Raw genomic sequence first — 18,761 nt, 5'->3', positions numbered from 1 at the left:
GCAAACCCTCCTCTAGTCGAGCTGTTCGGCGATGCTTTGCGGCACCGGAATCTGGATTTCCAACAGTTGCTGGGCGAAGGCTTTGCCTTGCGGGTCGATGCGCAGACTGGCCACGCCGCCACCGCCGAGCGCGTTTTCCAGGAGAAAATTCAGGCTGTGGGTGCCAGGCAGATACCAGCGCTCGACCCGGCCGTGGATCGGGTCGAGCACGTGGCTCATCCAGTCGACGATGACGGCTGGCGTCAGCGCTTCGGCGATCCACGGCAGGTATTCGGGTTGGCGCGGCAGCACGCCGATGTTGCTGTGATTGCCTTTGTCTCCAGAGCGCGCCACGGCCAGTTTCACCAGCGCCACGCTGGCATCGGCGCGGCCTTGAGGTTTGTCTGGTTGGTGGGCAATCGGCAAATCGTCACTGTCGAGTGCAACCAGTGAGGGCAGGGCGCAAGGATGGCTTTTACCGGCCATGTCGATTTGCAGGGTGCAGGCACTTTTATCAATCAGGAACGAGAACAGACGGATCAGCGGGTACACCGTTGGCCGTCCGCCGACGATGCCGGTCAATCCCGGCGCCATGGCGGTCGCGGCCTGGGCAATTTCCCGGGAGAACAGGATCAATGCCTGTTTGTTCGGGTGACGCACGGCGAGTTTGATTACCACCTCACGGCTGTCGTGACGCTGACCGTGGGGGCCGTAGGTGGCCTCGCTGCCGAGCAGTTCGATATCGGTTTCGCTGTAGGGCGCCCAGCCACGCTGGCTGAACATCTCCGCCGTTCTGGCGATGATCGCCTGACTGACGCGCCGTGCCTTGTCCACCGCATCGATACCGGCGATCAGGCAACTGGCGGTGCAGCGAAAACCGTCCGGGTAAGTGGCGCTGACCTTGTACTTGTCGCTGGGCGGCAAGCCTTTGGCGCCGTGCACCTGCACCGCGTTTTTGCCTTGCTGCTGAAGTTTGACCTGAGTGAAATCGCAGACCACGTCGGGCAGCAGATAGGCCTGTGGATCGCCGATTTCATACAGCATCTGTTCGCCAACGGTCAGCGGCGTGATCAGTCCGCCGGAGCCTTCAGGCTTGCTGACGATGAATTGGCCGTCGGCGCTGACTTCCACGATCGGAAAGCCGATGTGTTCGTAGTCCGGCACCTCGCGCCAATCGGTGAAATTGCCGCCGGTGCATTGCGCGCCGCATTCGATGATGTGCCCGGCCAGCGCGGCTTGCGCGAGTTTGTCGTAGTCGTGCCACGACCAGCCGAATTCGTGCACCAGTGCGGCACTGACCACAGCGCTGTCGACCACGCGTCCGGTGATGACGATGTCGGCGCCCAGACGTAGCGCTTCGACGATGCCCGGTGCGCCGAGGTAGGCGTTGGTCGACACGCACATCGGTGGCAGTGGAGCGCCGCTGAACATCTCGCTGATGCCGCTGAGGTGTTTGAATTGCGGTTGCAGGTCATCGCCAAGCAGTACGGCGATTTTCAGCTTGATGCCGGCCTTGTCGCAAGCTGCTTGCAAGGCATTGGCGCAGGCCTGCGGATTGACTCCGCCGGCATTGCTGATCACGCGGATGTTCTGCTCGGCCAACTGTGGCAGCAGGGGCGTGAGGATTTCGATGAAGTCACTGGCGAAGCCCGCCTGCGGATCTTTCATGCGCGCAGCGGCCATGATCGACATAGTGATCTCGGCGAGGTAGTCGAACACCAGATAGTCCAGCTCGCCGCCTCCCACTAGCTGCGCGGCGGCGGTGGACGTATCTCCCCAGAATGCACTGGCGCATCCGATGCGAACGGTGGTGGGCATTTTTTTCTCCGACTCAGCAACCTGCGACAGAAGTGTCTGGAGGCTACCAAGCAAGCGCTTGGTTTGTAAACAGTTGAAACTATCTTCTGCCCAAGCGCTTGCTTGGTTGCCGCTGGCGGCTTAAATTGCGCGCAACCCTGCGGTTTCAGGGGGCAACAGACTGATCGACTGTAGGAGAGAACGGGTGGACGAGCAAAAAGCCCTGAGGGTCATGCGCGATTTGGTCGACGAAGGCCAGTTGACCGACCCCGACAGCGCCCGTGGCAAATTGCTGCAAGTGGCGGCTCACCTGTTTCGCAACAAAGGCTACGAACGCACCACGGTGCGCGATCTGGCCGGCGCCGTCGGCATCCAGTCCGGGAGCATTTTTCATCACTTCAAAAGCAAGGATGAAATCCTCCGCGCGGTGATGGAAGAAACCATCCGCTACAACACGGCCCTGATGCGCGCGGCGCTGGCCGACGCTGCAGATGTGCGCGAGCGCGTGCTGGCGCTGATTCGCTGCGAACTGCAGTCGATCATGGGCGGCAGCGGTGAAGCCATGGCGGTGTTGGTTTATGAGTGGCGCTCGCTGTCCGAAGAGGGGCAGGCCAAAGTACTGGCGCTGCGCGATGTTTACGAAGACATCTGGCTGCAGGTGCTGGGTGAGGCCAAGGACGCCGGATTTATCCGTGGCGATGTATTTATTACCCGACGTTTCCTCACTGGGGCACTGTCATGGACGACCACATGGTTCCGTGCCGGCGGCAGTCTGAGCCTTGATCAACTGGCCGACGAGGCGTTGATTCTGGTCCTCGAAGAACGTTGAAGCACTTTCTATCCAGCCGGGAAACTGGCTAACTGGGCGAAACCGCCTAGCTTGAATGCATTGATCGGTATTTTTTCGGGGAGTGGGGTGTTTTGAAGTCTTTGCCAATTCGGACGGCCGCGGGGTTGATGCTCGCAGCGCTGGCTGCATTCTGGGTATTGCCCGCTCAGGCAGCGCAATTGGTTCGGGTCGGCGCGGCGCATTTTCCGCCTTACACCATTCGCCCGGAAAACGGTGCCGACACCGGCCTCTTGCCGCAACTGGTCGAGGCCCTCAATCGCCTGCAAAGCGACTATCAGTTCGTCCTTGTGCCGACCTCGATCCCCCGGCGTTTCGGTGACTTCAAGCAGGGCCGTATCGACATGGCGATTTTCGAGAATCCGGAATGGGGCTGGAAGGATATCCCGCACACGGACGTCGACATGGGTCTTGAGGACGCGGAGATTTTCGTCGCGCAACGCGAAGACGGTCGTCAGCAGAACTATTTTGCCGACCTCACCGGCAAGCGCCTGGCGCTGTTCAGCGGTTATCACTACGAGTTCGCCAACTTCAACGCTGACCCCAAATTTCTTGCGCAGAATTACAACGCTACGCTGACCTATTCCCACGACAGCAATCTGCTGATGGTCCTGCGTTCGCGGGCGGATATCGCCCTGGTGACGCGTTCCTATCTGTTCGATTACCTGCTGCGTAACGAGAAAGTGCGCGACGAATTGCTGGTGTCGCAGCGTATCGATCAGGTCTATCACCATTACGCCATTCTTCGCCCGACGGCGCCGATTACCGGTGCTGCGTTTGGCAAGCTGCTTAAGGGCTTACGCGACAATGGCGAAATGCTGAAGATTTTCGATCCGTACAAGATTGCGGTAGTGCCGGTGCCCCTTCATTGATGCCTGATTTCCCTTGAGGGCCTAAATTTCCCCTCTCGGCTCACGTCACATCGTTGAACTGTCGACGATTATCGTGAGCCCGACCCATGTCCAATCTGAATGACCTCACTGCCCTGGCCTTGCCATCGGGCAGTCAACTGATCGCTGATGCCACCGAAAGCCGCCTGAGCCTGAGCCTGGACGGGCAACCACTGATTCGCCTGCGCCTTGACCGGGAGGCCAAGGGACCGATCCAGCTTGATGAGCGCTTTGCGCTGCCGCCCGGGCAGGCGCTGTGGGCGGCCTGTTACTGGCTGTTCGCGCGGGATCCGGCGTGCCAGCAATTGACCTGGCAACTGGATCAGCCGCCGACTGAGGCGTTGCTCAGTGGCTTGTTGGTGAGCACCGAAGTGGCTGGCGAATATCGCAGCGAGCGCACGCTGTTCTGGCAATTGCCACAACCGTGGCTCGGCACTTCGCTGACCGGCAGCTATCCGCAGCAGATGATCATCAGCCAAGGCAAGCGTCATCCGCTGCGGCCGGTGAAGCCGCGCGGTGAAGTCTATCGGCGTTTCGATGCGCGTCTGGGTGCGTGGATTTCTCTGCGCACCGTAGAAATCGAAGAAGATCTGCCGCGTTTCAACCGCTGGCAGAATAGCCCGCGTGTCGCCAGTTTCTGGCAGGAAGAGGGCAGTCTCGAGAAACACCGCGAATACCTGGACAAACTCGATGCCGACCCGCACACGCTGACCTTGATCGGCTGTTTCGATGATCAGCCGTTTGCCTATTTCGAGGCTTATTGGGCCAAGGAAGATCGTATTGCGCCGTTCTACGATGCCGACAATTACGATCGTGGCATTCACATGCTGGTCGGCGAGGAGGATCACCGCGGGCCGCACAAAGTGGCGAGCTGGTTATCGGCGCTGGTGCATTACCTGTTTCTGGATGATCCGCGCACGCAGCGGGTGGTCGCTGAACCACGCGCCGACAATGCGAAGATGATCGGCCATATGCAGAATCAGTGCTTTCACTGTGAGAAAGAGTTCGACTTCCCGCACAAGCGTGCGGCGCTGATGATCCTGGGGCGTGAGCGGTTTTTTGATCGGTGCAAACTGGCGTGATGATCTGGCTTCAGGATTTCTGTGATCTTGAGGCCGCCTTCGCGAGCAGGCTCGCTCCCACATGGGTTTTGTGGCACTCACAAATTCCATGTGGGAGCGAGCCTGCTCGCGAATGGCTTGACGCAAAATCTGAATCTTAGCGACGACCCGCGATCACCGCATCCCGACGACTGCCCGAGACCTTGCGGCAGTGCACCAGCGCATCACGAATCATGAAGTTGACCAGGGTCGGCGAAACGCCGAGTTCCTTGGCGATGTCCTTTTGCGGCACGCCGTGCAGGCGGTACATCTCGAACGCATAACGAGTGCGACTCGGCAGCTCGGTCAGTGCGTCGGCGATGTTTTCCAAGGTCGAAAAATTGATGTGCGAGGTTTCCGGCGAAGCACCCTGGATGACCACATTCAGCCCTTCCTCTTCAGGGCCGGAGTATTTTTGTTCCAGCGCCTGTTTACGGTAGTGATCGATGGCGAGGTTGCGCACGATCTGGAACAGATAGCTCAGTTGCGCCTTGATCGACGACGTGATCGGTGGCGCCGATTGCAGTCGGAAAAACGCATCCTGCACCACATCTTCGGCGCGCGACCGGCAGCCGGTAATGCGGGCTGCAATCTTGACCAGAATCAGTCGATTGTCGACGAATGCCTGAAGTAGCGGTGAATCGCACTTGCTTGTGGATACTTGTTCCGTCATGGAAATCACCTTGCTGCCAAATAGGTTAGTGGGACGCCTTCGGGGACGGGCCGTCCTACACATCGAGCGACAAATTATGTTGAATGATAATGATTGTCAATTGAGAAAGAGAACTAATGATCCAAATCGGTGCGATGTGAGAACTGCGACACGCCGCCACACCCCGGCCCCGTTGGCGATCCAGCCTGCCGACTAATTATTTCAAGACGTCATCCGTTCTCATTGGTGAATGGTTCCGGGGGAAGCGCCCGGCCAGACAGCATTCCAATGCCTCGCGCGGTCGGCACAGACCGCGCCCTGCATGCCCTTTGAGGGGCGTGACGCAGCAACCCGATTCCACTAGCAAGCCGAATTCAGGCAGGAAACCTCATGACCGACGCGTTCGAACTCCCCAGCACCCTGGTCCAAGCCCTCCAGCGCCGCGCGGCCCTGACGCCGGATCAACTGGCCTTGCGTTTTCTTGCCGAAAACCCAGAGCAGGCTGTGGTGCTCAGCTATCGCGAACTGGATCAGCGCGCGCGCACCATTGCCGCTGCATTGCAGGCTGACGCTGAATTCGGTGATCGCGCGGTGCTGCTGTTCCCAAGCGGTCCGGATTACGTCGCGGCGTTTTTTGGCTGCCTGTACGCAGGGGTGATCGCGGTGCCGGCCTATCCGCCGGAATCCGCGCGTCGTCACCATCAGGAGCGTTTGCTGTCGATCATTGCCGACGCCGAACCGCGTCTGCTGCTGACCAGCACCGACCTGCGCGACGCCTTGCAGCAAATCGAAGGCGCGCCGCCGCTGCTGTGTGTCGACAGCCTCGACAGCGCACTGGCGCAAAACTGGGTTGAGCCGAATCTGCCACCAGACCACATCGCCTTCCTGCAATACACTTCCGGCTCCACCGCGTTGCCCAAAGGCGTGCAAGTCAGCCACGGCAATCTGGTCGCCAACGAATTGCTGATCCGCCACGGTTTCGGTATCGATGTGAACCCTGATGACGTCATCGTCAGCTGGTTGCCGCTGTATCACGACATGGGTTTGATCGGTGGTCTGCTGCAACCGATTTTCAGCGGCGTGCCGTGCATCCTGATGTCGCCGGCCTACTTCCTCGGCCGGCCATTGCGCTGGCTCGAAGCGATCAGCCAATACGGCGGCACCATCAGCGGCGGGCCGGACTTCGCTTATCGCTTGTGCAGCGAGCGGGTCAGCGAATCGGCGCTTGAACGCCTGGATCTAAGCGGCTGGCGTGTGGCCTATTCCGGCTCCGAACCGATCCGTCTCGACACCCTCGAACGCTTCGCCGAGAAGTTCACCGCGAGCGGTTTCAGCGCCGACAGTTTCATGGCTTCGTACGGTCTCGCCGAGGCTACGCTGTTCGTCGCCGGCACCCCACGCGGCACCGGTATTCCCGCGCTGCGCGTCGACGATCAGGCTTTGGCACAAAACCGTGCCGAGCCGGGTGAGGGCAGCCCGATCATGAGCTGCGGCATCAGCCAGCCCGAACACGCTGTGCTGATCATCGAACCGCAATCACTGGAAGAACTCGCCGATAACGCCGTCGGTGAAGTCTGGGCTGCCGGGCCGAGTATCGCCCTCGGGTACTGGCGCAACCCCGAAGCCAGCGCCAAGACCTTCGTTCAGCACGCCGGCCGGACCTGGCTGCGTACCGGTGACCTGGGCTTTATGCGCGACGGTGAACTGTTCATCACTGGCCGTTTGAAAGACATGCTGATCGTGCGTGGTCACAACCTGTATCCGCAGGACATCGAGAAGACCGTCGAAAACGAAGTGGAAGTGGTGCGCAAGGGCCGCGTCGCTGCATTCGCCGTCAGTCAGAATGGCGAAGAGGGCATCGGCATCGCGGCGGAAATCAGCCGTAGCGTGCAGAAAATCCTGCCGCCGGAAGCGTTGATCAAAGCCATCCGCCAAGCGGTGGCCGAGGCTTATCAAGAGGCCCCAAGCGTGGTGGCGCTGCTCAATCCAGGCGCGCTGCCGAAAACCTCCAGTGGCAAATTGCAGCGTTCGGCGTGCCGCAATCGCCTGGCCGATGGCAGCCTCGACAGTTACGCGGTGTTTCCGTCGAACACGTCCGAAACCCACGGTGCAACAGCCAGCACATCCGAACTCGAAGCACTGATCGGTAAAATCTGGGCCGAGCAACTCGGCGTCAAACAGGTCAACGCCGACGATCACTTCTTCCTGCTCGGCGGCAACTCGATCGCCGCCGCCCAAGTCATCGCCCGAGTCCGCGAAGAACTCGCCCTTGAGCTGAACCTGCGCCTGCTGTTCGAAGCGCCGACGCTGGCCGCGTTCGCCGCTGCCGTGGCGCAACAGCAACAGGACGGCGGTAGCGCTCAAGGCGCAATCACCGCGTTGTCGCGCTCCGAACCAATGCCGCAATCGCTGGCACAAAACCGTTTGTGGATCACTTGGCAACTCGACCCACAGAGCAGCGCCTACAACATTCCCGGTGCCCTGCGTTTACGCGGCGAACTGGACGAAGACGCCTTGCGCGCCAGCTTCCAGCAACTGATCGAGCGCCACGAATCCCTGCGTACGCGCTTCTTCGAGCGCGACGGCGTGGCCTTGCAACAAGTCGATGCCGCCGCCGAATTCAATTTGCAATTGGTCGACATCAGCGACCTGCCGGCCCATGAGCGTGAAGCCCGCGCGCAACAAATCCGCGAAGAAGAAGCACGCACCCGGTTCGATCTGGAAAATGGCCCGCTGCTGTGGGTGACGCTGGTGCGCCTCGATGACGAAGATCATCAACTGCTGGTGACGATGCACCACATCATCGCCGACGGCTGGTCGCTGAACGTGTTGATCGACGAGTTCTCGCGCCTGTACGCCGCCGCTTCGCAAGGCGCGACGGCTAGCCTCGCGCCACTGCCAACCCAGTACGCCGATTACGGCAGCTGGCAGCGCCAATGGCTGGCGCAAGGTGAGGGCGAGCGACAACTGGCCTACTGGAAAGCGCAGTTGGGTGACGAGCATCCGACGCTGGAACTGGCCACCGATCATCCGCGTTCGGCGCAAAAAAATCACAGCGCAGCACGCCACACTGTGCGTCTGGGCGCCAGCCTCAGCGATGCGATCCGCAACACGGCGCAAACGCATCAATCGACGCCGTTCATGCTGCTGCTCTCGGCATTCCAGAGTTTGCTGCAGCGCTACAGCGGTCAGCGCGACATCCGCATCGGCGTGCCGAATGCCAACCGTCCGCGCCTGGAAACCCAGGGCCTGATCGGCTTCTTCATCAACACTCAAGTGCTGCGCGCCGAGATTGATTCGCGCCTGCCGTTTGTTGAACTGCTGGCCCAGACCCGCGAGGCCGCCCTCGGGGCACAAGCGAATCAGGATCTGCCCTTCGAACAACTGCTCGAAGCCTTCCCGCAGGCCCGCGAACAAGGCCTGTTCCAGGTCATGTTCAACCACCAGCAGCGCGATCTGAGCGCGCTCAAGCGCCTGCCGGGGCTGCTCGCCGAAGAACTGCCATGGCACAGTCGCGAAGCCAAGTTCGACCTGCAACTGCACAGCGAAGAAGACCGTAACGGTCGCCTGACCTTGTCGTTCGACTACGCCAGTGAATTGTTCGACGCCGCGACCATCGCGCGTCTGGCCGAGCACTTCAGCAACCTGTTGCGCGCAGTTTGCGAACGCCCGGAGCAAGCCATCGGTGATCTGCAGTTGCTGACCACCAGCGAGTACGATCAGCAAAAAGTCTGGGGCGTTGCACCCTGCACCCCGGCGCAACAATGGCTGCCGGAACTGCTCAACGAACAGGCGCGCCTGACCCCTGAGCGCACGGCGCTGGTATGGGACGGCGGCAGCCTCGATTTCGCCGAATTGAACAGCCAGTCCAATCGTCTCGCGCACTATCTGCGCGACAAAGGCGTCGGCCCGGATGTCTGCGTGGCCATCGCCGCCGAGCGTTCGCCGCAGCTGTTGATCGGTCTGCTGGCGATCATCAAGGCCGGCGGCGCCTATGTGCCGCTTGACCCGGATTACCCGGCCGATCGACTGGCCTACATGCTCAGCGACAGCGGCGTCGAATTGCTCCTGACCCAAACCGAATTGCTCGGCCGCTTGCCGGCCAGCGACGGCGTCAGCGTGATCGCCATGGACGCGTTGCACCTGGAAAACTGGCCGAGCCAGGCACCGGGTTTGCACCTGCACGGCGACAACCTCGCCTATGTGATTTACACCTCGGGTTCAACTGGCCAGCCGAAAGGCGTCGGCAACACTCACGCCGCGCTGGCCGAACGTCTGCAATGGATGCAGAACGCTTACGCCCTCAATGAAACCGACGTGTTGATGCAAAAGGCGCCGATCAGTTTCGACGTGTCGGTGTGGGAATGCTTCTGGCCGCTGATCACTGGCGCGCGTCTGCTGATTGCCGGCCCCGGCGAACACCGCGATCCGCATCGCATCGCGCAACTGGTTCAAGCACATGGCGTGACCACGTTGCACTTTGTGCCGCCGCTGCTCTCGCTGTTTATCGACGAACCGCTGAGCGCCGAGTGCACCAGCCTGCGCCGGGTATTCTCCGGCGGTGAAGCGCTGCCGGCCGAACTGCGTAACCGCGTGCTGGCGCAACTGCCGGCGGTGCAATTGCACAACCGTTACGGCCCGACTGAAACCGCGATCAACGTCACCCACTGGCATTGCACCACGGCCGATGGCGAACGCTCGCCGATCGGTCGTCCGTTGGGCAACGTGATTTGCCGCGTGCTCGATGCCGATCTCAATCCAGTGCCGACCGGTGTGCCGGGTGAGCTGTGCATCAGCGGCGTCGGTCTGGCCCGTGGTTACCTCGGCCGACCGTCCTTGACCGCTGAACGCTTTGTTGTCGATCCGCTGGGCGAGCAGGGCGCACGTTTGTACCGTACCGGCGACCGTGCGCGCTGGACCTGCGACGGCGTGATCGAATACCTCGGCCGTCTCGATCAGCAAGTCAAACTGCGTGGCTTCCGCGTCGAACCGGAAGAAATCGAAGCACGCTTGCTCGCACAGGACGGCGTCGCCCAAGCCGTGGTGCTGGTGCGTGAAACCGCTGCCGGCGCGCAATTGATCGGCTACTTCACCGCCACCGATGCCAGCGAAGATCACGACGAGCAAATCACGCGCCTGAAAACCGCGCTGGCCGCCGAGCTGCCGGAATACATGGTCCCGGCGCAACTGATGCGCCTCGACGCAATGCCCCTCAGCCCAAGCGGCAAACTCGACCGCCGCGCGCTGCCCGAACCGCAATGGCAAGTACGCGAGCACGTCGAACCGGTGACTGAGCTGGAACAGCAGATCGCCGCGATCTGGCGCGAAGTGCTCGGTCTGGCACAAGTCGGCCTGCGCGACGACTTCTTCGCCCTCGGCGGTCACTCGCTGCTGGCCACGCAAATCATCTCACGCACCCGTCAGGCCTGCGACGTCGAACTGCCGTTGCGCGCCTTGTTCGAACACAGCGAACTCGGTGATTTCGCCGAACAGATCCGCCTGATCCAGGCCAGCGGCCGCACCAACAAACAGCCGCCGATCGACAAGGTTGATCGCAGCAAACCGGTGCCATTGTCGTACTCGCAACAGCGCATGTGGTTCCTCTGGCAGATGGAGCCGGACAGCCCGGCGTACAACGTCGGCGGCATGGCGCGTCTGCGCGGCGTGTTGCATGTCGAGCGTTTCGAGGCGGCGTTGCAAGCGCTGATCCTGCGCCACGAAACCCTGCGCACCACGTTCCCGAGCGTCGACGGCGTCGCCCGTCAGCAGGTGCATGTCGAAACCGGTGTGCGCATGGGCTGGAAGGATTTTTCAAAACTTGCCGCCGATGCACGTGAGCAAAAGGTTCAGCAACTGGCCGATGAGGAAGCACATCTGCCGTTCGATCTGGAAACCGGTCCGCTGCTGCGCGCCTGCTTGGTGAAGACTGCCGAGCAAGAGCATTACTTTGTCCTGACTCTGCACCACATCGTCACCGAAGGCTGGGCGATGGACATTTTTGCCCGCGAACTCAGTGCGCTCTATGAAGCGTTTGTCGATGACCGTGATTCGCCGCTTGAGCCGCTGCCCGTGCAGTACCTCGACTACAGCGTCTGGCAACGCAACTGGCTGGAATCCGGCGAGCGTCAGCGTCAGCTCGACTACTGGACCGCGCAACTCGGCCGTGAACATCCGCTGCTGGAGTTGCCCGGTGATCGTCCGCGTCCGCCGGTGCAAAGCCACCAAGGCGAACTGTTCCGCTTCGACCTGAGCGATGACCTCGCCGCGCGGGTTCGTGCGTTCAATGCGCAAAACGGTCTGACCCTGTTCATGACCATGACCGCCGCACTCGCCACCCTGCTGTACCGCTACAGCGGCCAGACCGATCTGCGCATCGGCGCGCCGGTAGCCAACCGCATCCGTCCGGAAAGCGAAGGGCTGATCGGGGCGTTCCTCAACACCCAAGTGCTGCGTTGCCAGCTCGACGGCATGATGTCGGTCGGCGAACTGTTCGAGCAGGTGCGCCACACCGTGATCGAAGGCCAGTCGCATCAGGATCTGCCGTTCGATCATCTGGTCGAAGCGTTGCAGCCGCCGCGCAGTGCTGCGTACAACCCGCTGTTCCAGGTGATGTGCAACGTGCAGCGCTGGGAATTCCAGCAGAGCCGCATGCTCGCCGGCATGACCGTCGAGTACCTGGCCAACGATGCGCGGGCGACCAAGTTCGACCTCAACCTGGAAGTCACCGACCTCGACCATCGCCTCGGTTGCTGCCTGACCTACAGCACTGATCTGTTCGATGAGCCGACCATCGCGCGCATGGCCAAACATTGGCGCAATCTGCTTGAAGCGCTGATCGCCGATCCGCAACAGCGCCTCAGCGAATTGCCGCTGCTCGATCAACCCGAGCAACAGCAGCTGCTCGACAGCCTTGGCATCGAGCCGGGCGAGCATCGTCTCGACCAGTGCATTCATCACCTGTTCGCCGAACAGGCGCTGGCGCGCAAAGACGCGCCGGCCCTGACCTTCGCCGGGCAGACCCTGAGCTACGCCGAACTCGATGCCCGCGCCAATCGTCTGGCCTGGGCCCTGCGAGAGCGCGGCGTCGGTCCGCAAGTGCGCGTTGGTCTGGCACTGGAGCGCTCGCTGGAAATGGTCATCGGCCTGCTGGCGATTCTCAAGGCTGGCGGCGCGTACGTGCCGCTGGACCCGGAATACCCGCTCGACCGTCTGCATTACATGATCGAAGACAGCCGCATTGGTTTGCTGCTCAGTGATCGCGCGATGTTCAACGCCCTCGGCGATCTGCCGCCAAATGTGGCGCGTTGGTGCCTGGAGGAGGACAGCGCAGCGCTGGCCGCTTACCCGGCCAGCGAGCTGCCGTTTATCAGCCTGCCACAGCATCAGGCGTACCTGATTTACACCTCGGGTTCGACCGGCAAGCCGAAAGGCGTGGTGGTCTCCCACGGTGAAATCGCCATGCACTGCCAAGCGGTGATCGAGCGTTTCGGTATGCGCCCCGACGACTGCGAACTGCACTTCTATTCGATCAACTTCGATGCGGCGACCGAACGTCTGCTGGTGCCGCTGCTCAGCGGTGCGCAGGTGGTGTTGCGTGCGCAGGGTCAGTGGGACGCGGAAGAAATCTGCGGCTTGATCCGTGCTCATCAGATCAACGTGCTCGGTTTTACCCCGAGCTACGGCAGCCAGTTGGCGCAGTTCCTGTCCACGCAAAACGAAATCCTCCCGGTGCGGATGATCATCACCGGTGGCGAAGCGTTGACCGGTGAACACCTGCAACGGATTCGCGCAGCGTTCAAACCGGCGACGTTCTTCAACGCCTATGGCCCGACCGAAACCGTGGTCATGCCGCTGGCCAGTCTGGCGCCGGAGGTGCTGGAAGAGGGCGCCGGCAGTGTGCCGATTGGCAGCGTGATCGGTGCGCGTGTTGCCTACATTCTCGACGCCGATCTGGCGCTGGTGCCGCAAGGCGCGACGGGTGAACTGTTCGTTGGCGGCGCAGGTCTGGCCCAGGCCTATCACGACCGTCCGGGCATTACCGCCGAACGTTTTGTCGCGGATCCGTTCGCCACCGATGGCGGGCGCATGTACCGCACCGGCGACCTGGTGCGCCAGCGTGCCGATGGTTTGGTGGAATACCTGGGCCGGATCGACCATCAGGTAAAGATCCGTGGTTTCCGTATTGAACTGGGCGAAATCGAAACGCGCCTGCTCGATCACGACTCGATCCGCGAAGCCGTCGTGCTCGCACTGGATGCGCCGAGCGGCAAGCAATTGGTCGGTTACCTCGTCACCGATGTCGCTGAGCAAAACGAAGCCAAGCAGGCCGAGCTGCGCGAAGCGCTGAAATCGCACCTCAAGGCACAACTGCCGGATTACATGGTGCCGACGCACCTGATTCTGCTGGCGAGCATGCCGCTGACCGCTAACGGCAAACTTGACCGTCGCGCCTTGCCAGCGCCGGATCCGGAGCTCAATCGTCAGGACTACGTGGCGCCGAGCAACGAGCTGGAGCAGACCCTGGCGCAGATCTGGTGCGAAGTGCTCAACGTCGAACAGGTCGGTCTCAACGACAACTTCTTCGAACTCGGCGGCGATTCGATTCTGTCGATTCAAGTGGTCAGCCGTGCCCGTCAGCAGGGCATTCATTTCAGCCCGCGCGATCTGTTCCAGCACCAGACTGTGCAAACCCTCGCCGCTGTGGCCAGCCGCACCGAACAAGTGACGGCGGAGCAAGGCTTGGTGGTTGGTGAATCGCGTCTGACGCCGATTCAGCACTGGTTCTTCGATACCGATATTCCTGAGCGTCAGCACTGGAACCAGGCGTTGTTGCTGGAGCCGACGGTGACCCTCGAACCACATCGTCTGGAGCAAGCGCTGCTGGCGGTGATCGAACAGCATGATGCCTTGCGTATGCGCTTCACCGAGGCCGACGGTCAATGGCAAGCGACGCACCAACCGGTCTCCGATGCGGCGGTGTTGTGGCAAGTGCGCGTCACCTCGATGGACAAGTGCGAAGCGCTGTTCGCTGATGCGCAACGCAGCCTTGATCTGGTAAACGGCCCGCTGGTTCGCGCCTTGCTGGTCGACGGCCCTGAAGGTCAGCAACGCCTGTTTATCGCGATCCATCACCTGGTGGTCGACGGCGTGTCGTGGCGCGTGTTGCTCGACGATCTGCAAACGGTCTATCGCCAACTGACGGCTGAGCAATCGGTAAAACTACCGGCGAAAACCAGTGCTTTCAAGGATTGGACGGCACGCTTGCAGGCCTACGCCGGCAGCGAATCCCTGCGTGAAGAACTCAACTGGTGGCAGACCCAACTGGCCGGTCAGAACGCCGATCTGCCTTGCGAAAATCCGCAGGGCGGCCAGCACAATCGTCATGCGCAAACCGTCAGCGTGCGCCTCGATGCCGAGCACACCAAACAGTTGCTGCAACAGGCACCGGCCGCTTACCGCACGCAAGTTAACGACTTGCTGCTGACTGCACTGGCCCGCGTGCTCTGCCGCTGGAGCGGTCAGCCGTCAGCGCTGATTCAACTGGAAGGCCACGGTCGCGAAACCCTGTTCGACGAGATCGACCTGACCCGCACTGTCGGTTGGTTCACCAGCGCCTACCCGCTGCGCCTGACCCCGCACAACATCGAAGAAGCTGCCGGGCAGGGCGCTTCGATCAAGGCGATCAAGGAACAACTGCGCGCAGTACCGCACAAAGGTCTGGGTTATGGCGTGCTGCGTTATCTCGCCGACGATCTCAGCCAGCGCAGCATGGCCGCGTTGCCGCAGGCGCCGGTCACCTTCAACTACCTCGGCCAGTTCGACCAGAGCTTCGGCAGCGATGCGCTGTTCCGTCCGCTGGATGAAGCGGTCGGTGCCGCCCACGATCCGCAGGCGCCATTGCCGAACGAACTGAGCATCGACAGCCAGGTTTACGGTGGTGAATTGCTGCTGCGCTGGACCTTCAGCGCCGAGCGTTACGAGGCGCAAACCATCCACGATCTGGCCGACGCTTACCTCGGCGAGCTGCAAAGCCTGATCGCCCATTGCCTGCAAGACGAGGCCGGCGGCCTGACGCCGTCGGACTTCCCGCTGGCCAAGCTGACTCAGGCGCAACTCGATGCCTTGCCGGTGCCGGCCGCGCACATCGAAGACGTTTATCCGCTGACGCCAATGCAGGAAGGCATGTTGCTGCACACCTTGCTCGAACCGGGCACCGGCCTGTACTACATGCAGGATCGCTATCGCATCAACAGCGAACTCGACCCCGAGCGTTTCGCCCAGGCGTGGCAAGCAGTAATCGCCCGTCACGAAGCGTTGCGCGCGTCGTTCTGCTGGAACGTCGGCGAAGACATGCTGCAAGTGATTCACACACCGGGTCGCACGCCGATCGAGTATCTGGACTGGAGCGCCATCGCTGAAACCGAGCAGGAACCGAAGCTGCAAACGCTGCTGAAAAACGAGCGCGAAGCCGGTTTCGATCTGCTCAATCAGGCGCCATTCCATCTGCGCCTGATCAAGGTCGGCGCGGCGCGTTACTGGTTCATGATGAGCAACCACCACATCCTCATCGATGCCTGGTGCCGTTCGTTGCTGATGAATGACTTCTTCGAAATCTACACCGCACTGGGTGAGGGGCGTGAAGCGCAACTCGCCGTGCCGCCGCGTTATCGCGATTACATCGGCTGGTTGCAACGCCAGAGCCTGGCCGAAGCGCGGCAGTGGTGGCAGCAGAACCTGCGAGGGTTCGAGCGTACTACACCGATCCCGAGCGACCGGCCGTTCCTGCGTGAACATGCTGGCGAAAGCGGCGGCATGATCGTCGGCGACCGCTACACCCGCCTCAATGTCGAGGACGGAGCGCGTCTGCGTGAACTGGCGCAGGCCCATCAACTGACCATCAACACCTTCGCCCAAGCGGCGTGGGCCTTGGTGCTGCGGCGTATGAGCGGCGATCGTGACGTGCTGTTCGGCGTGACCGTGGCCGGTCGCCCGGTGGAAATGCCGGAGATGCAACGTACTGTCGGCCTGTTCATCAACAGTATTGCGCTGCGGGTGCAGATGCCGGCGGACGATGAACGCAGCAGCGTGCGTCAGTGGCTCAGTGGTTTGCTCGACAGCAACATGCAGTTGCGCGAGTACGAATACCTGCCGTTGGTGAACATTCAGGAACAGAGCGAACTGCCGAAAGGCCAGCCGCTGTTCGACAGCCTGTTCGTCTTCGAAAACGCCCCGGTGGAAGTGTCGGTGCTTGATCGCGCGCAGAGCCTGAATGCGACCTCGGACTCGGGCCGAACCCACACCAACTTCCCGCTGACGGCGGTGTGCTACCCCGGTGATGATCTCGGTCTGCACTTGTCGTATGACCAGCGTTATTTCGACGAATCGACCATTGAGCGCATGCTCGGCGAGTTCAAACGTCTACTGCTGGCGCTGGTCGACGGCTTCCATGGCGACATGGCCGATCTGCCGCTGGTGGGCAGTGAAGAACAGGACTTCCTGGTGCACGGTTGCAACCAGAGTGCCCACGATTATCCGCTGGAGCAGAGCTACGTTGCGCTGTTCGAAGCTCAAGTTGCCGCGCATCCGCAGCGCATCGCCGCTACATGCCTTGACCAGCAACAGAGCTACGCCGAGCTGAACCACAACGCCAACCGTCTCGGCCATGCACTGGTCGCCGCGGGTGTGCAGATGGATCAACCGGTGGCCTTGCTCGCAGAACGGAATCTCGATCTGCTCGGCATGATCATCGGCAGCTTCAAGGCCGGTGCCGGTTATCTGCCGCTGGATCCGGGCCTGCCGAGTCAGCGTCTGCAACGCATCATCGAGCTGAGCCGCACGCCGGTGCTGGTCTGCTCTAAAACATGCTTTGAACAGGCGCAGACCTTGCTGGATGAATTCAGCTGCGCCAATCGCCCGCGCTTGCTGGTGTGGGAAGAGGTTCAAGCAGCGGCGACTTCGGCGCAGAACCTGGGCATTTACAGCGGCCCGGACAACCTCGCCTACGTGATCTACACCTCGGGCTCCACCGGCCTGCCGAAAGGCGTGATGGTCGAGCAGCGCGGCATGCTCAACAATCAGTTGAGCAAGGTGCCGTATCTGCAACTGAGCGATGCCGACGTGATCGCCCAGACCGCGTCGCAAAGCTTCGACATTTCGGTCTGGCAGTTCCTCGCCGCGCCGTTGTTCGGCGCACGGGTGGACATCGTGCCGAACACCATCGCCCACGATCCGCAAGGGTTGCTGGTGCATGTGCAGGCGCAGGGCATCACCGTGCTGGAGAGTGTGCCTTCGTTGATTCAGGGCATGCTCGCCTCGGATCGCCTGAGTCTGGATGGCCTGCGCTGGATGCTGCCGACCGGTGAGGCAATGCCGCCGGAACTGGCGCACCAATGGCTGCTGCGTTATCCGGACATCGGGCTGGTCAACGCTTACGGCCCGGCGGAATGCTCCGATGACGTGGCGTTCTTCCGCGTCGACATGGCGTCGACGCGCGGCAGTTACTTGCCGATCGGTACGCCGACCGACAACAACTTGCTGTACCTCGTTGATGGCGCTCTGGAACTGGTGCCGTTGGGCGCGGTAGGGGAGTTGTGCGTGGCGGGTACGGGCGTTGGTCGCGGTTATGTCAGCGATCCGTTGCGCACCGCGCCGGTGTTTGTGCCGAACCCGTTCGGTGCGCCGGGCGAGCGTCTGTATCGCACCGGCGACCTGGCGCGGCGTCGCAGCGACGGTGTGTTGGAGTACGTCGGTCGGGTTGACCATCAGGTGAAGATTCGCGGTTATCGCATCGAACTGGGCGAGATCGAAGCGCGTCTGCACGAACAACCGGAAGTACGCGATGGCGCGGTCGGTGTGCAGGAAGGCGTTAACGGTAAGCACTTGGTCGGTTATCTGGTGGCTGCTGATAGCGCGCTGAATCCGGGTGAACGACTGGAGCGGATCAAGCAGCGGTTGCGCGCCGAACTGCCGGAATACATGGTGCCGCTGCACTGGTTGTGGCTCGATCAGCTGCCGCGCAATGCCAACGGCAAACTCGATCGCAAAGCCTTGCCGGCGCTGGAGATCGGCCAGTTGCAGAGCCAGGATTATCTGGCCCCGCGCAATGATCTTGAACAGACGTTGGCTGATATCTGGGCCGAGGTGTTGAAGGTCGAGCAAGTTGGTGTCCGCGACAACTTCTTCGAGCTGGGCGGGCACTCGTTGCTGGCCACGCAGATCGCTTCGCGGGTGCAGAAATCCCTGCAACGTGATGTGCCGTTGCGGGCGATGTTCGAGTGCAGCACGGTGGAGGAGCTGGCCGAATACATTGACGGGCTGGCGGCGAGCGATATCACCGAGGAGAAGGTTGATCGGTTGAATGATCTGATGTCGGAGCTGGAGGGCTTCTAGTTCTTTAGCGCCTGCATTGGCCTCATCGCGGGCAGGCGAAGGCCTGCATTTTGGAATGCGTTCCCCTGTAGGAGTGAGCCTGCTCGCGATTGGCGTCCGCACATTCA

6 protein-coding genes are annotated in these 18,761 nt (G+C 61.5%); 4 read left to right on the top strand and 2 right to left on the bottom strand.

Annotated features, from left to right (window positions below; all coding sequences use genetic code 11):
* Nucleotides 1-12: 12 nt before the first annotated feature.
* On the bottom strand, nucleotides 13-1,797 hold the full coding sequence (locus tag QOM10_RS20490; RefSeq protein ID WP_316916862.1) for an acyclic terpene utilization AtuA family protein: 1,785 nt from the start codon (nucleotides 1,795-1,797) through the stop codon (nucleotides 13-15).
* Between the two features lie 184 nt (nucleotides 1,798-1,981).
* On the opposite strand from QOM10_RS20490, the gene QOM10_RS20485 reads away from it, so the two are divergent.
* The 3 genes from QOM10_RS20485 (at nucleotide 1,982) to QOM10_RS20475 (ending at nucleotide 4,595) form a co-directional block, all read left to right on the top strand.
* Nucleotides 1,982-2,605, top strand: coding sequence for a TetR/AcrR family transcriptional regulator (locus tag QOM10_RS20485; protein ID WP_122597091.1), 624 nt, complete (start codon nucleotides 1,982-1,984; stop codon nucleotides 2,603-2,605).
* 92 nt (nucleotides 2,606-2,697) lie between these two features.
* A complete protein-coding gene (locus QOM10_RS20480) occupies nucleotides 2,698-3,495 on the top strand; it encodes a substrate-binding periplasmic protein (protein WP_127929206.1) in 798 nt (265 codons plus the stop codon).
* Nucleotides 3,496-3,581: 86 nt separating this feature from the next.
* Complete coding sequence (locus QOM10_RS20475; RefSeq protein ID WP_150750729.1) at nucleotides 3,582-4,595, top strand: GNAT family N-acetyltransferase; 1,014 nt, start codon at nucleotides 3,582-3,584, stop codon at nucleotides 4,593-4,595.
* 136 nt (nucleotides 4,596-4,731) lie between these two features.
* On the opposite strand, the gene QOM10_RS20470 is transcribed toward QOM10_RS20475, so the two are convergent.
* Nucleotides 4,732-5,286, bottom strand: coding sequence for an RNA polymerase factor sigma-70 (locus tag QOM10_RS20470; RefSeq protein ID WP_141127401.1), 555 nt, complete (start codon nucleotides 5,284-5,286; stop codon nucleotides 4,732-4,734).
* A 369-nt stretch (nucleotides 5,287-5,655) separates the two neighbouring features.
* On the opposite strand from QOM10_RS20470, the gene QOM10_RS20465 reads away from it, so the two are divergent.
* Nucleotides 5,656-18,654: a non-ribosomal peptide synthetase gene (locus tag QOM10_RS20465; protein WP_316916861.1), complete on the top strand. Its 12,999-nt coding sequence runs from the start codon at nucleotides 5,656-5,658 to the stop codon at nucleotides 18,652-18,654.
* Nucleotides 18,655-18,761 lie beyond the last annotated feature (107 nt).

It is taken from the genome of Pseudomonas sp. P108 (assembly GCF_032613195.1).
Classification (GTDB): Bacteria; Pseudomonadota; Gammaproteobacteria; order Pseudomonadales; family Pseudomonadaceae; genus Aquipseudomonas.
Note: the sequence above shows the minus strand (reverse complement) of the source record. Positions and strands in the feature narration are given on the sequence as shown.

What these genes read in the sequence shown, in the direction of transcription:
- QOM10_RS20490 (WP_316916862.1), bottom strand. Translation starts at nt 1,797, where the DNA reads ATGCCCACCACCGTTCGCATCGGATGCGCCAGTGCATTCTGGGGAGAT.
- QOM10_RS20475 (WP_150750729.1), top strand. Translation starts at nt 3,582, where the DNA reads ATGTCCAATCTGAATGACCTCACTGCCCTGGCCTTGCCATCGGGCAGT.
- QOM10_RS20470 (WP_141127401.1), bottom strand. Translation starts at nt 5,286, where the DNA reads ATGACGGAACAAGTATCCACAAGCAAGTGCGATTCACCGCTACTTCAG.
- QOM10_RS20465 (WP_316916861.1), top strand. Translation starts at nt 5,656, where the DNA reads ATGACCGACGCGTTCGAACTCCCCAGCACCCTGGTCCAAGCCCTCCAG.